The 13,603-nt window shown below is 72.8% G+C and carries 12 protein-coding genes; 5 read left to right on the forward strand and 7 right to left on the reverse strand.

Going from position 1 to position 13,603, the window contains the following annotated elements; translation table 11 throughout:
• Nucleotides 1-54: 54 nt before the first annotated feature.
• Nucleotides 55-2,763 carry an ATP-dependent RNA helicase gene (locus tag IPJ59_RS10200; protein WP_293271142.1) on the reverse strand — a complete coding sequence of 903 codons (2,709 nt, stop codon included), beginning with the start codon at nucleotides 2,761-2,763 and terminating at the stop codon, nucleotides 55-57.
• Between the two features lie 216 nt (nucleotides 2,764-2,979).
• On the opposite strand from IPJ59_RS10200, the gene IPJ59_RS10205 reads away from it, so the two are divergent.
• Both IPJ59_RS10205 and feoB read left to right on the forward strand, forming a co-directional pair.
• The gene (locus IPJ59_RS10205) at nucleotides 2,980-3,216 is read left to right on the forward strand and encodes a FeoA family protein (RefSeq protein ID WP_293258946.1); all 237 of its coding nucleotides are present in this window, start codon (nucleotides 2,980-2,982) and stop codon (nucleotides 3,214-3,216) included.
• 61 nt (nucleotides 3,217-3,277) lie between these two features.
• Entirely contained in the window at nucleotides 3,278-5,374 is a 2,097-nt protein-coding gene (gene feoB / locus IPJ59_RS10210; RefSeq protein ID WP_293271144.1) for a ferrous iron transport protein B, read from the forward strand.
• Between the two features lie 105 nt (nucleotides 5,375-5,479).
• Here feoB and mscL read toward each other — a convergent pair whose 3' ends face one another.
• Together mscL and IPJ59_RS10220 are read right to left on the reverse strand one after the other, a co-directional pair.
• Entirely contained in the window at nucleotides 5,480-5,884 is a 405-nt protein-coding gene (mscL, locus tag IPJ59_RS10215) for a large-conductance mechanosensitive channel protein MscL (RefSeq protein WP_293258942.1), read from the reverse strand.
• Between the two features lie 159 nt (nucleotides 5,885-6,043).
• Entirely contained in the window at nucleotides 6,044-6,463 is a 420-nt protein-coding gene (locus tag IPJ59_RS10220; RefSeq protein WP_293258940.1) for an ExbD/TolR family protein, read from the reverse strand.
• A 114-nt stretch (nucleotides 6,464-6,577) separates the two neighbouring features.
• On the opposite strand from IPJ59_RS10220, the gene IPJ59_RS10225 reads away from it, so the two are divergent.
• On the forward strand, nucleotides 6,578-7,612 hold the full coding sequence (locus IPJ59_RS10225) for a hypothetical protein (protein WP_293258938.1): 1,035 nt from the start codon (nucleotides 6,578-6,580) through the stop codon (nucleotides 7,610-7,612).
• Nucleotides 7,613-8,016: 404 nt separating this feature from the next.
• On the opposite strand, the gene IPJ59_RS10230 is transcribed toward IPJ59_RS10225, so the two are convergent.
• Nucleotides 8,017-9,213 carry a class I SAM-dependent methyltransferase gene (locus IPJ59_RS10230; RefSeq protein ID WP_293271146.1) on the reverse strand — a complete coding sequence of 399 codons (1,197 nt, stop codon included), beginning with the start codon at nucleotides 9,211-9,213 and terminating at the stop codon, nucleotides 8,017-8,019.
• A gap of 316 nt (nucleotides 9,214-9,529) precedes the next feature.
• Here IPJ59_RS10230 and serA point away from each other — a divergent pair, with 316 nt between their 5' ends.
• Both serA and IPJ59_RS10240 read left to right on the forward strand, forming a co-directional pair.
• Nucleotides 9,530-10,759, forward strand: a complete 1,230-nt coding sequence (gene serA, locus IPJ59_RS10235) for a phosphoglycerate dehydrogenase (RefSeq protein WP_293258934.1) — start codon at nucleotides 9,530-9,532, stop codon at nucleotides 10,757-10,759.
• Nucleotides 10,760-11,004: 245 nt separating this feature from the next.
• On the forward strand, nucleotides 11,005-11,658 hold the full coding sequence (locus IPJ59_RS10240; protein WP_293271148.1) for a hypothetical protein: 654 nt from the start codon (nucleotides 11,005-11,007) through the stop codon (nucleotides 11,656-11,658).
• A gap of 146 nt (nucleotides 11,659-11,804) precedes the next feature.
• On the opposite strand, the gene IPJ59_RS10245 is transcribed toward IPJ59_RS10240, so the two are convergent.
• The 3 genes from IPJ59_RS10245 to IPJ59_RS10255 all read right to left on the reverse strand — a co-directional run bounded on the left by IPJ59_RS10245 (nucleotide 11,805) and on the right by IPJ59_RS10255 (nucleotide 13,566).
• Complete coding sequence (locus IPJ59_RS10245; protein ID WP_293271150.1) at nucleotides 11,805-12,002, reverse strand: hypothetical protein; 198 nt, start codon at nucleotides 12,000-12,002, stop codon at nucleotides 11,805-11,807.
• A gap of 204 nt (nucleotides 12,003-12,206) precedes the next feature.
• A complete protein-coding gene (locus tag IPJ59_RS10250; protein WP_293271152.1) occupies nucleotides 12,207-12,620 on the reverse strand; it encodes an HNH endonuclease in 414 nt (137 codons plus the stop codon).
• Nucleotides 12,607-13,566, reverse strand: coding sequence for an inositol monophosphatase family protein (locus IPJ59_RS10255; RefSeq protein ID WP_293271154.1), 960 nt, complete (start codon nucleotides 13,564-13,566; stop codon nucleotides 12,607-12,609). Before IPJ59_RS10255 ends, IPJ59_RS10250 begins: the two co-directional genes overlap by 14 nt.
• Nucleotides 13,567-13,603: the final 37 nt, after the last annotated feature.

Here is a 13,603-nt window from a genome sequence, read left to right on the forward strand (position 1 = left end):
CGGCGAAACCGGCTCTGGAGGCAGCTGGAGGGGGTTGCGAGCGAGGACGAGTGATCAGCGGCGCGGGGCCGGCGGGGCGGCGCTGCGCGGATCCTCGGGCCAGGGGTGACGCGGGTAGCGGCGCATGAGGCTGCGGCGCAGGTCGGGGTAGTGGCGGTCCCAGAAGCCGGCGAGGTCGGTGGTGACCTGCTCGGCGCGGCCGTTGGGGGCGAGCAGGTGGAGCACGACGGGGACGCGGCCGTCGGCGACGCTCGGGCCGCGGGCGAGGCCGAAGAAGTCCTGCAGGCGCGAGGCGACCCACGGGGGCTTGCCGGGCTCGTAGTGGACGGCGAGGCGGCGGCCGCCGGGGAGCTGCAGGTGGCTGGGGGCGAGGCGCGCGAGGGCGTTGTTGTGGCCGGCGACGCGAGCGAGCAGGGTGCTCATCAGGTCGGCGCTGCGCAGCTCGGCGAAGCTGCTGCGGCCGTCGCAGAGCTCGGCGAGGGCGTCGCGGGCGGCGGCCTCGTCGAGCGCGGGGAAGCCGGGGACGTGGGCGGCGACGAAGGCGGTGCGGGCGAACAGCTCGCTGAGGGCCTCGGGCTCGCCGACGAAGCGGGCGGGTCCGGCGGCGAGGGCCGCGTCGCGCAGGATCTGGGACGCGCCGGGCGGCAGCTTGCGGTGCGGGGTGCTGTCGATCAGCAGGCCGTGGTAGCGCAGCTCGGAGCGGCCCTCGACGCGCTCGCGCTGCGGGTTGAAGCTGAGCTGGTCGCTGGCGACGATCTCGTCGGTGAAGTCGTCGAGCAGCCAGTCGGGCTCGATCGCGCAGGCGCTGCGGACGAGCACCTGGGTGCCGCGCAGGCCCTCCTGGCGCTGCTCGACGGAGAGCGCGAGCAGCCAGGGGGCGCTGCGCACGACCGAGGCGGGGCTCAGGCGGGCCGCGCCGCCGTCGGCGAGGGCGAGCACGCGGCCGCCGCTGCTGTCGGTGCGGGCGAGGGCGACGCGGTCGGAGAAGGCGGCCAGCAGCGCGCGGCGCAGGGCGTCTTCGCGGGCCAGCAGGGTCGCGGGCGGGCGGGGCTCGGCTCGGGCGGGCTGTGTGGGGTCGGCCGTACGTGGGCGGGGCTCGGCTCGGGCGGGGCCCGTCGGTCGCGCGGCTTCGGCTGGCGCTTGGGACATGTTCTTTGCGACCTGTCGTTCGGGACCGGTCGTTTCGGACATGTCCTCACGGTCAGGGCGATCGCAGAGGCGCAGGAGCTGGTCGCGGACCTGGAGGACGCGGCGGGCTGGGCCGGGGAGCAGGCCGCCGCGGGGGGTGTCGTCGGCCTGGCCGCGGCGGCGCATGGCGTCGATCTCGGCGAGGTCGACGAGCACGTCGGCGTCGGCGTCGGTGTGGGCCTGGTGGTTGCCGGGCCTTACGCCGCGCTCGCCGAGCAGGGCCGCGGCGCCGCAGGCGAGGGCCGTGACGCCGCGGTCCTGACCGTCGACCACCAGGCGGGCGAGGCGGGGGTGGAGCGGGAAGCGGAGCATTCGCTGGCCTCGCGGGGTGACGCGGCCGTCGGGGTCGACGGCGCCGAGGCGGTGGAGCAGGGCCTCGGCGGCTTGCAGGGCGGCGGGCGGCGGGGCCTCGAACCAGGCGAAGCGGGTGGGGTCGGCGACGGTGAGGGCGTGGAGGTCGAGGAGGGCGGCGCTGAGGTCGGCGCGGGCGACCTCGGGGGGCGTGAACTCGGGTCGGCGGTCGTGGTCGGCCTGGCTGTAGAGGCGGAGGCAGCGGCCGGGTCGGGTGCGGCCGGCCCGGCCGGCGCGCTGGATCGCGGAGGCGCGGGAGATCTTGGCGACGCTGAGGGTGGCGATGCCGGTCCAGGGGTCGTGGGCGGGCAGGCGGACCAGGCCGCCGTCGATCACGGCGACGAGGCCGTCGATCGTCACCGAGGTCTCGGCGAGGTTCGTGCTGAGGATCAGCTTGCGGTGCGGACATGGCCGGAGGGCCAGGTCCTGCTGTTCCGGCGGGAGCTCGCCGTGGAGCGGGAAGATCTGGACGCGGGCGTGCGCGGCCAGGCCGGCGCAGGCGGCCGCGGCCTGCTGGATCTCGCGGGCGCCGGGGAGGAAGACCAGGACGTCGCCGTCCAGGTCGTCGTCGAGCAGCTGCTTGAAGGCCCGCAGCACGCCGGAGGCGAGCTCGGCCTCGCTGGTGGCGCCCTGGTGCTCGATCGTGACCGGGTGCACGCGCCCGGCGCTGGTGATGCGCGCGCACGGGGCTGTCCCTTCGGACAGGTAGCGCTGGACCGGGGCGGCGTCGAGGGTGGCCGACATGACGACGATCGCCAGGTCGGGTCGGGCGCCGCGCTGGAGCTGGCGCACGAGCGCGAGGCCGAGGTCGCCGTCGAGGTGGCGCTCGTGGAACTCGTCGAGGATCACCACGCCGACGTCACGCAGCTGCGGGTCGGCGTGGAGCTTGCGCGAGAGCAGGCCCTCGGTGATGAAGCGCAGGCGGGTCGCGGGCGAGACGGCGGACTCGAAGCGGACCTGATAGCCGACGCGGCGGCCGATCGGCTCGCCGATGGTCTCGGCGACGCGCTGGGCCGACATGCGGGCGGCGATGCGGCGCGGCTGGAGGACGAGGACCTCGAGGCCCTCACCGGCGAGCCCGGCGTCGAGCAGGGCGAGGGGGATCCGCGTGGTCTTGCCGGCGCCGGGTGGGGCCTCGACGACCAGCGAGCGGCCGACTCGCAGGGCGGCGAGCACGTCGGGCAGCACCGCGTCGATCGGCAGCTCTGGGCGGGGTGGGGCCACGGGGCGCGGAGGATAACAAGCAGGGGGCGCGCCTCGACGAGCGAACACGGAGGCAACGCGTGGGGTGCTGCGGTGTTGGGGGGCGTGGGGATCGAAGCGGCGGCGATCGTGTGACTTTGCCCGCGGCTCGACTTGTACGCGTGCGTGCGGGGTGCGGGAGGATCTCGCGGTGGGGCGGCTTGACCGGGTGCGGCGTGCGGTCGAAGCTCGCGGCGCATGTCGGCGTCGCTGGCGGATCTGGGGCCGGGAGGTCGCGCTCGCGTGGTCACGGTCGCGGACGCGGGTGGTGGCGGCCTGACGCTGCGTCTGCTCGAGATGGGCTTCGTGCCCGGCACCGTGGTCACGCTGGTCAAGCGGGCGCCGTTCGGCGACCCGCTCGAGTTCCAGGTCCGGGGCTGTCACATCTCGCTGCGGGCGGCCGAGGCGAGCTGCGTGCGCACGGAGCCGGCATGATCCGGGGCTGTCACATCTCGCTGCGGGCGGCCGAGGCGAGCTGCGTGCGCACGGAGCCGGCATGAGCGCGGCGCCGGTCGCTGCGGAGCTGCGCGTCGCGCTGGCGGGCAACCCGAACGTCGGCAAGACCAGCCTGTTCAACGAGCTGACCGGGTCGCGGCACAAGGTCGGCAACTACGCGGGGGTCACGGTCGAGACGCGCGAGGGGGCGGTGGCGGCTCGCTGGCAGCCGACGCGGTCGGTGACGGTGGTCGACCTGCCGGGGACCTACAGTCTCACGCCGGTGTCGGAGGACGAGGCGGTGGCGTTTCGCTGTCTGCACGGTGACGAGGGGCCGCCGCCGGATCTGATCGTGCTCGTCGTGGACGCGGCCAACCTGGCGCGAAACCTCTACCTGGCGATGCAGCTGTGCGAGCTGGGGCGGCCGCTGGTGCTGGCGCTGAACATGATGGACGTGGCGGCGGAGGCGGGGGTGCCGGTCGACGCGGCGGCGCTGTCCCGGGCGCTCGGGCTGCCGGTGCTGCCGACGGTGGCGCGCACGGGCGAGGGGATCGCGGCGCTTGTCCAGGAGATCTGTCGCTTCGGACAGGTACCTTGGGACATGGCCGAAGTGCGGGGTCGGCTGTTTGGTACGCCGCTGCCAGCCGGGCTCGCCGCGCTGCCGCCGGCGCGGGCGCGCTGGCTGGTGGCGGCGCAGGCGAGCGAGACCCTGGGGCTGACCGGTGCGACGGCGGAGGAGCGCGCGGCGCTGGCTGGCGTGGACGCGGGGGAGCTGCGCGCGCTGGCGGCGGCGCTGGTGATCGGGCGCTACGCGGAGGTCGACCGGGCGCTGGCGCAGATCGGCCACCGCGGCGGCGAGCGGGCGCCGGCGATGGACCACTCGGCGCGCATCGACCGGGTGCTGACGCACCGCGTGTGGGGGCTGCTGATCTTCCTCGTCGTGATGGCGCTGCTGTTCCAGTCGATCTTCGCGTGGGCCGAGCCGCTGATGGGGGTGATCGAGGCGGCGATCGCCTGGCTCTCGGGACAGGTCAAGGCGGGGCTCGGCCCGGGGCTGTTCACCGACCTGCTCAGCGAGGGGGTGATCGCGGGGGTCGGCAACGTGCTGGTGTTCGTGCCGCAGATCGCCCTGCTGTTCCTGTTCATCGGGCTGCTCGAGGACACCGGCTACATGGCGCGGGCGGCGTTCCTGATCGACCGCCTGATGGCGCGGGTGGGGCTGCACGGCAAGGCCTTCGTGCCGCTGCTCAGCGGCTTCGCGTGCGCGATCCCGGCGATCCTCGGGACGCGGACGATCAGCGGCTTTCGCGACCGCCTGGTCACGATCATGATGATCCCGTTCATGAGCTGCAGCGCCCGCCTGCCGGTGTATGTGCTGCTGATCTCGGCGCTGTTCGACGGCGAGGCGCGGGTCGGGCCGTTCACGCAGGCGAGCCTGGTGCTGCTGGCGATGTATGTCCTGTCGACGGTGTCGGCGCTGGCGGTGGGGGCGATCTACAAGCGCACGCTGTTGCGCAGCCCGACGCCAGCGCTGGTGCTCGAGCTGCCGCCGTACCGCCTGCCGCGGGTGCGCAACACGCTGCTGCAGGTGTACGACCGCACGGCGGACTTCGTGCGCGACGCGGGGACGGTGATCCTGGCGATGACGGTGGTGCTGTGGGCGTTGCTCAGCTTCCCGCGGCCGCCGGAGGCCGTGCGTGCCGGCGATCCGGTGGAGCTGGTCGCGGCGTTGGAGTCGCCGATCGAGCACTCGCTGGGCGGACAGTTCGGCAAGCTGATCGAGCCGGCGTTGACGCCGATGGGGCAGGACTTTCGCATGGGCGTGGCGATCGTCGGCAGCTTCGCGGCGCGCGAGGTGTTCGTCAGCACGCTGGGGCTGGTCTACGGGATCGAGGCGGACGACGAGGACAACCAGCCGCTGCGTCAGGCGCTGCGCGAGGCGAAGGCGGCGGACGGACGGCCGCGCTACTCGCCGCTGTCGGGGCTCGCGCTGATGGTGTTCTTCGTGTACGCGTGCCAGTGCATGTCGACGCTGGCGGTGGTGCGCCGCGAGACCCGGTCGTGGCGCTGGCCGCTGCTGATGTTCGTGAGCATGACGGCGCTGGCGTACGCGATGGCGGTCGGGGTGTTCCAGGTCGGGCGGCTGCTCGGGTACTGAGCGGTGCTCGAATAACAGACCAAATGTGGTCCGCTATCGGTCATGTTGGCCGTGAACGGGTCACCCAGGGTCCATTGTCAGGTCGGCCGCAGCGCGGCCACCGGTTCAGCGGCGCTGGTCGCGGAGGAGGTCGCGGATCTCGGTGAGCAGCACTTCTTGTGGGTTCGGCGCTGGCGGCGGGGCGGCGACCTCGTGCTGGCGGCGGGTGCGGTTGACCAGCTTGACCATCATGAAGATGACGAGGGCCACGATGATGAAGTCGAGGGTGGCCTGGAGGAACATGCCGTAGCGGATGGCGACGATCTTGGCCGGATCGGAGCTCTGCTGCAGGACGAGTTGCAGCTTCGAGAAGTCGACGCCGCCGATGGCGAGGCCGATCGGGGGCATGACCACGTCGGCGACGAAGGACGCGACGATCTTGCCGAAGGCGCCGCCGATGATGACGCCGACGGCGAGGTCGACGACGTTGCCGCGGACGGCGAAGGCCTTGAACTCGGACATGAAACTCATGCGCCGGAGTCTCGACGAAATGGCGTGGAGCGTCCAGCCCGCCGCAGCATCTGCCGCCATGCGGGGGCAGGCGGATGAGCTGCGGGCTGCGGGCGGGCTGCGGGCGGGCTGCAGGCGGGCTGCAGGCGGGCTGCAGGCGGGCGCTGCAGGCGGATGAGCTTACAGGCGGTCGGAGGCGATGCCGACGGCCGAGATGCCGGCGTCGTGGGAGGCGGCCATCATGCGGATGACCTGGCCGTACTTGACGCCGGTGGCCGCGTCGATGGCGATCTTGCCGTCGGTCTGCAGCTTGTCGTTGGCCTTGAGCTCGCCGACGAGGGTGTCGTAGTCGGCGCTGAGCGGCTGGGTGCCGAGCTTGACGCCGCCGTTGGCGTCGATGCTAAGCAGCAGGGTGGCGCTGGGGTCGGCTGGGCCCTGCTGCTTGGACTGGGTCGGGATGTCCAGCGGCATCTGGGTGTTGGCCGGCGGCGGCGAGGCGACCATGAAGATGATCAGCAGGCAGAGCAGCACGTCGACCATCGGGGTGACGTTGATCTCGCACATCGAATCGCCCTCATCGCCGCCGACGCTGACTGACATGGTGAAGGCCACGCTACCCGCGTCCCGGGCGAGGTGTCCAGCGTAAACTGCGCAAGCGGCGCTGTGTGCTGCGGATCACAGTGGCGAGCGAAGCGCCGCGCATACAGTGGCGCAATGCAGCGCCTTTCTGCCCATTTCCTTGTCTCTGCCCTTGTCCTGACCGCTTGCCCCGGCGACAGCGGCACCACCACCACTGGCGACCCGGCCACCACCTCCGGCGGTAGCACGACGAACGACCCGTCGGCGGGGACCGACGAGCCGACGACGACGCCGACGACGGACCCGACGATGACGAACCCGTCGACGACGGACCCGACGGCGACGACAGACCCGACGGGGGCATCGACGACGGACCCGACGGGGGCATCGACGACGGACCCGACGGGGGCGTCGACGACGGACCCGACGGGGGCTTCGACGACGGATGGCACAACGGACGGGACGACGACCGGTGGCGGCGGCGTGTGCGGCGACGGTGCGATCGAAGGGGACGAGGCCTGCGACGACAGCAACGTCGAGACGGAGCTGTCGAAGTCGGCCAAGCCGCCGCTGATGTACGACGCCCCGGCCTGCATCGATGACTGCAGCCTGGTGCTGGCGCTGTGCGGCAACGGCAAGGTGGACCCGGGTGAGGCCTGCGACGACGGCAACCCGGACAGCTACGACGCCTGCACGACCTCGTGCACGATCAACGACAAGAGCTTCCACGCGCCGTGCAAGCGCATGTGCAATCAACAGTGCGACACCGACGTGACCTCGGGGACCTTCACCGGCTGCGAGAACATGGAGGTGCCGGCGAACGGGAAGGCGGTGTGTTACGTGAGCACCAAGTTCCAGCTGGCGCCGCGCTACTTCGCCGAGGGCGAGTGCGCGGTGACGGCCCAGAAGTGCTCGGGCCTGGCCTGCCCGCCGAAGATCGGCGACTACGACCTGTTCAAGGACTGCCCGGCGGGGACGACCCTGGTCGATCGCGAGACCAAGGCGCTCGGGGTCACGGTCAACACCAAGGTGTGTCAGAAGGTCTGCGAGTCCGACGCGGACTGCCGCTGGAACGCGTACGACACGACCTGGGCCAAGCCGGGGCAGTTCCGCTGCCAGGTGACGGCGGACTCCAAGGGCGTGAAGATCTGCGCGGACGCGCAGAACTGAGGGTGGCGCGGCGCATCGCGTCGCGTGGCGAGAACCCACAACAGGGGTCGGGACACCTCATGGGTCCCGGCCCGTTCATGTTCCTGGTCGGCTCGAGCTCGACCCGAAGCAGCTCCGCGGCAACGGCCACGCGACCCTGTTCGCGATGCCGGTGATCATGGCGCCGGTGACGATTTTCTTGACGATGGGTCTGAAAAAATCGTGAAAGCTCGATCTGCGGACGCATAGCCGTCGTGAGCGAGGCTGGGCGTCGAGTCCCGGTGACGTGTCAAGTTTGCCGACGCATGGTCCGGGAAAGCGCGCAGGCGAGGCTTTGGCGACGCAGTTCGCTCGCCACGCGGCACCGTGACGAGCGGCGGCGGTGGCGGTGGGCGGGACGGCCGCGCTCGGCGGCGGTGGACGGCTCAGTCGGCCTGAAGCAGGCGCAGCAGGGTCGGCGAGACGCCGAGCTGGGCGCAGCGCTCGGCGATCGCGGCGAGGCGCCAGCGGCTGCGGTCGACGGGGGCGTGCGGGTGGCGGCGGTGGGCCCGGAGCAGGACGTTCTTGGCGGTGTGCTCGCTGGCGACGAACTCGACGACGGCGACCTCGTAGCCGCAGGCGGCGAGGAGCTCGACGCGGAGGGCGTCGGTCAGGAGGTCGGCGTAGGCGCCGCGCAGCAGGCCGTGCTCGAGCAGGGCCGGGACCGGGGCGCTGGCAGGGGACTGGTGGGCGAGCTGGGCGGCGAGCTCGTGCTGGCAGCAGGGAACGCAGAGCAGGGCCGGGGCGCCGAGGCGGATCGCCAGGGCGATGGCCTCGTCGCTGGCGGTGTCGCAGGCGTGGAGGGCGACGATAAGGTCGGGCGGGCCGGCGAGCGCGGCGAGGGCGGCGGTGCTGGCCTCGGCGATGCTGGCGACGGCGAAGCTGAGGTTGTCCATGCCGAGGCTGGCGGCGCGCTCGCGGCTGCGGGCGACGACGTCGTCGCGGATGTCGACGCCGTGGAGGCGCAGGGCGACGCCCTCGCGGCGGAGGACCTCGGCGAGGACGAAGCTGAGGTAGGCGTTGCCGCAGGCGAGGTCGAGGACGCGGATCGGTGCGGCGGCGTCGCGTGGGCGGGCGGCGGCCAGGCGCTCCCAGGTGGGCCGGCACAGCTCGGCGAGGTGGTTGACCTGCTTGTACTTGCGGGCGTGCGTGGCGGAGATGCTGCCGTCGGCGTTCATGATGCCGATCGCGCGCAGGAGCTCGCCGCTGGTGTCGGGCCGCAGCGGCCGCTGCTTGCCGCCCATCACCTTGCGCGCGGCGGCCTCGTCGAGGGTGCGCAGGCTGGGGCGACCGTGGCGGGCGTCGACCTGCACGCGGCGCTGCTCGTCGAGGACGTAGGTGTGCTTGACGAGGCCGGCGTTGGCGGCGTCGCGGGCCGCGGCGAACACGGCGGCGAGCTGCTCCGGGCTCGGCGTGACGCCGACGCCGGGGCCGGGGTGGACCTGCTCCGCGCGGGTGGCAGCGGCGGCGTTGTCGGCGTTGTCGGCGGCCTGCGGGGCGGCGAACACGGCGCGGGACCAGCCGCGGCGGAGGTGCGGGGCGACGTTCCGCTCGAGGCGCTGGAGGCTGTTCTCGCGGATCACGGCGGGCAGGCGTAACAAAGCCGCGCGCGGGCGACAAGGTGTGCGGGCACACGCGTGTGGCGCGGGAGATCGCGGCGGCGAGTGGTTGGCGGCACGGGGCCTGAGCGCGAGGGCGTGTGGCGCGGGAGATCGCGGCGGCGAGTGGTTGGCGGCACGGGGCCTGAGCGCGAGGGCGTGTGGCGCGGGAGAGATCGCGGCGGCGAGTGGTTGGCGGCACGGGGCCTGAGCGCGAGGGGCCTGGGTGCGAAGGTTCGAGCTGCGAGGGCGGTGTGCCGCGGGGTTGCGGGGGGTCGGGGCTTTGGGCATCGTGCGCGCCGTGTCTCGCCCCAACATCTTGCTGCTCGAGAGCATCCACGCGACGGCCCACGAGGAGTTCGCGCGCCACGGCGTCGCGGTGCACACGGCCGCGGGGGCGCTGTCGGAGGCGCAGCTGGTGGCGGCGTTGCGCGGGCTGCCGCAGGACGTGCCGCTGCTCCTGGGGATCCGCAGCAAGACCCAGGTGACGCCGGCGGTGCTCGACGCGACGCCGGCGCTGCTGGCGGTCGGGGCCTTTTGTATCGGCACCGACCAGATCGCCCTGCAGGCGGCGCGCGAGCGCGGGGTCGCGGTGTTCAACGCGCCGTTTAGCAACACCCGCTCGGTGGCCGAGCTGGTGCTCGGGGAGATCATCATGCTGTCGCGGCAGGTGTTCGCGCGCAGCCAGGCGTGCCACCGCGGGCTGTGGCACAAGAGCGCCGAGGGCAGCCACGAGGTCCGCGGCAAGACGCTGGGGATCGTCGGCTACGGGCACATCGGCTCGCAGCTCAGCGTGCTCGCCGAGTCGCTCGGGATGCAGGTGCGCTACCACGACATTTTGCCCAAGCTGCCGCTGGGCAACGCGCAGCCGTGCGGGAGCCTGAACGAGCTGCTGGGGCTGGCGGACTTCGTGACCCTGCATGTGCCGGACACCGAGCTGACGCGGGGGATGTTCGGCGTGGCGGAGCTGGCGGTGATGAAGCCGGGGGCGGCGCTGATCAACGCGTCGCGGGGGATGGTGGTCGACCTGGCGGCGCTGCGCGAGGCGCTCGAGCGGGGGCGGCTGTCCGGGGCGGCGGTCGACGTGTTCCCGAGCGAGCCGGCGAAGGCGGGCGACGTGTTCGACAGCCCGCTGCGCGGGCTCGACACCGTGATCCTGACGCCGCACATCGGCGGGTCGACGCAGGAGGCCCAGGCCAACATCGGCCGCGAGGTGGCGAGCTCGCTGTCGGCGTATCTGGGGACCGGCTCGACGACGGGCTGCGTGACCCTGCCGAACGTGGACGCGGCGCCGCTGCGCAGCGGGGCGAGGATCTTGAACGTGCACCGAAATGTGCCGGGCGTGCTGTCGGCGGTGAACCAGCTGATGGCGGACTCGCAGGTGAACATCACCGGGCAGAGCCTGGCCACGGTGGAGTCGATCGGCCTGCTGCACGTGGACGTGCCGCTGCGGGCCGACGACCCGAAGGCGCAGCGGCTCGGGGCCGCGATCGCGGCGCTGTCGACCAGCTTGCGTACGCGCGTGATCTGATCGGAGAGGCGGCCGATCGCGGCCCCGACCAGCCGGCGCGGGCCGGACCGGAGCCGATCGGGCGAGCCGATCTCCGGGCAGCTGTCCGCCGATGGCGGCAGCGCATGCGCGTCCCCACGCGTCGCCGCGGCGGCGATGATGCTGGCGCGACGGGCTGCTCGCTCGCCCTGGGTGTCTCGCGCGAAAATGGCTAGCGAGCCGCGTCTACCCGCCAGCCGGGGCGTGCTGATAACCTGGAGCCCGCGATGCGATTCACCTTATTTGCGGTGGGTATTCTCGGAGCAGCGCTGGCTCAAACCGCGTGCAAGCGGGACAGCGAGACCAGCAGCCCGAGCGGGGAGTGCGACGGGATGTGCGGCCGGGGCACGCGCTGCGACGGGAAGCTGTGCGTGGTCGACTACTCGCAGGACATCTGCGCGTCGCCGGAGACGAACGAGACGCCGGTGGTGCCGATGAAGCCGCCGATCACCAGCTGGGGCGAGTGCTTCGAGGACCGCAGCACGATGCCGAAGTTCAAGCCGGTCGACGACAAGTCGATCGCGCAGTTTGACCCGGACGCGGCGCGGCGGGTCGACCTGAACGGCAACGGCGGCGACGAGCAGCTCAACGAGGCGGTGCTCAACTCGCACATGCGCGACGTGGAGTACGCGATCAACGACTGTCTGGCGAAGGCGGCGTGCTACCAGGGCTCGAGCCTGCCGAACGGGCGCATCGACTTCACCTTCCGGTTGATGGGGACCGGCAAGGTCGAGTCGATCGCCGTGGCGGCGCCAGCGGGGCTGAGCGTGTTCGGCATCATCCCGTGCGCGCGCAAGGCGGTGGTCGACCACGTGTTCCCGACCTACGACGGGCCGGCGATGACCGTGAAGTACAACATCGAGATCGGCGGCTCGGACTGACAGCTGGGCGCTGGACGTGTCCTTGAGGACATGTCGCGGCGGCTCGGGTTGATGGGCGGTCGGCGCCGGACGTGTCCTTGAGGACATGTCGCGGCGACCCGGACTGCTGGTCGGATGGGACATGTCCTCAAGGACATGTCGAGAGGTCAGGCGGCGGTCTCGTCGGCGGGGTCGGACTCGGCGGGGTCAGGCTCGGCGGGGTCGGGCTCGGCGGGGCGGCGCTTGTGGGCCTGCGAGATGCGGGCCGCGGCGGCGCGGGCGGCCGGGGCGGCCTTGTCGACGGCGTCCTTGCGCACCTCGAAGGGTTCGGGCAGCAGGGTGGCGTTTCCCTCGGGTGTCAGCATCGGGACCTCGGGCGGCGCACGATGAGCGTCGCAGATCGCTGCGGCGGATCCCAGGGGTCGGCGATGCGGGTGTGCGGCTGCTCGCGCGCGCGTTCTTCGTCGTGTCCGCGTTCCGTGTCGCGTTCGCGGTTGCGGTCCGCGTCGCGTTCGCGTTCGCGGTCCGTGTCGCGGTCGCGTCGCGGTCGCGTCGCCACGGGTTGGGGGCTACTCGTCGTCGCTGGCGGCGTCGTCGGGCGGTGGCGGCAGCTCGAGGCCGGGCAGCGGCGGGCGCATGCGTTCGCGGCGGCGGGCCTGCAGGGTGGCGATCACGCGCTGGAGGGTCGGGTCGTCCCAGCGGCGGGCATCGAGGCGGTGGCCCTTGCTGAAGTTGCAGCGCGCGCAGGCGATCGCCAGGTTACCCAGGTCGTCGCGGCCGCCGTGGTGACGCGGGACGATGTGCTCGACGGTGGCGCGGGTGCGCGGCGTGCCGTCTTGCTCGAGCACGTGGCGGGCGCCGCAGTGGATGCACTTGCCGCACAGCACGCTGCGGCCGGCCTGCTCGGCGCGCTCGAAGCTGCGGTCGGTGGCGGCGCACCACAGCAACAGGCGGCGCGTGCGGCCCTTGCTAGCGCGGGGCATGTCCTTCAGGACAGGTTGAATGAGACAGTGGCGACGGCGGCGACAGTGGCGACGGTGGAGATGGCTGGGATGGATGGGAGAGGTGCGACGGGTGGGGCAGGCGGGCGCTGGCCAGCTCGGCTTGCAGGACGGGGTGGAGGGCTGGGCCGGCGGCCACGAGGTCACCGTGGCGGAGGTCCCAGGGGCCGCCGTCGATGCGCGTGAGGGTGCCGCCGGCCTCGCGGACGAGGAGGGCGCCGGCGGCGATGTCCCAGGGTTGGAGGTGATACTCCCAGTAGGCGTCGAGGCGGCCGGCGGCGAGGTAGGCGAGGTCGAGGGCGGCGGAGCCGGCTCTGCGGATGCAGCGGACCTGGGGGACGACGCGGTTGAACTCGAGGAGGTTGTTGGTGGGGGAGGTCGCGCGGGTGTAGGCGAAGCCGGTGGCGACGAGGGCGAGGCGGAGGGCGCGGGTGGTGGTGACGTGGAGTTGTTCGGGTTTGCCGAGGCGGGCGCGGGTGCGGGGGCTGTCGAGGAAGGCGCCGTGGTCGCGCTGGGCGAAGAAGGTCTCGTCGCGGGTGGGGTCGTGGACGACGGCGATGCGGGGGCCGTGGTGGTCGACGAGGGCGATGGAGACGGAGAAGTGGGGGAAGCGGTGGGCGTAGTTGGTGGTGCCGTCGAGCGGGTCGATGACCCACTGGAGGACGCCGGGCGGGGGTCGCGGGTCGGCGCTGTCGCGGTCGCCGCGGACGCGGCCGGACTCCTCGGCGAGGATCCAGTGGGAGGGGTGGGCGGCGGTGATGCGCGACGTGATCGCCAGCTCGGCGGCGCGGTCGGCCGGGGTTACGAGGTCGATGTCGGAGGACTTGGTGGCGATCGCCAGGTCGGTCTCGAAGTGGTCGAGCAGCACGGCGCCGGCGGCACGGGCGGCGGCCAGGGCGAACTCGAGGAGGCCGGGGTCTTCGGGCATGCCGGAGGGTAACGCAAGTCGGGTCGCGGAGATCTGT

This window comes from Nannocystis sp. (assembly GCF_016714285.1).
Lineage (GTDB): Bacteria > Myxococcota_A > Polyangia > Nannocystales > Nannocystaceae > Nannocystis.

Excerpts from the sequence above, each read along its gene's own strand:
- IPJ59_RS10205 (WP_293258946.1), top strand. The coding sequence starts at position 2,980 with ATGTCGGCGTCGCTGGCGGATCTGGGGCCGGGAGGTCGCGCTCGCGTG.
- feoB (WP_293271144.1), top strand. The coding sequence starts at position 3,278 with ATGAGCGCGGCGCCGGTCGCTGCGGAGCTGCGCGTCGCGCTGGCGGGC.
- mscL (WP_293258942.1), bottom strand. The coding sequence starts at position 5,884 with ATGAGTTTCATGTCCGAGTTCAAGGCCTTCGCCGTCCGCGGCAACGTC.
- IPJ59_RS10220 (WP_293258940.1), bottom strand. The coding sequence starts at position 6,463 with ATGTCAGTCAGCGTCGGCGGCGATGAGGGCGATTCGATGTGCGAGATC.
- IPJ59_RS10225 (WP_293258938.1), top strand. The coding sequence starts at position 6,578 with ATGCAGCGCCTTTCTGCCCATTTCCTTGTCTCTGCCCTTGTCCTGACC.
- IPJ59_RS10240 (WP_293271148.1), top strand. The coding sequence starts at position 11,005 with ATGCGATTCACCTTATTTGCGGTGGGTATTCTCGGAGCAGCGCTGGCT.
- IPJ59_RS10245 (WP_293271150.1), bottom strand. The coding sequence starts at position 12,002 with ATGCTGACACCCGAGGGAAACGCCACCCTGCTGCCCGAACCCTTCGAG.
- IPJ59_RS10250 (WP_293271152.1), bottom strand. The coding sequence starts at position 12,620 with ATGCCCCGCGCTAGCAAGGGCCGCACGCGCCGCCTGTTGCTGTGGTGC.
- IPJ59_RS10255 (WP_293271154.1), bottom strand. The coding sequence starts at position 13,566 with ATGCCCGAAGACCCCGGCCTCCTCGAGTTCGCCCTGGCCGCCGCCCGT.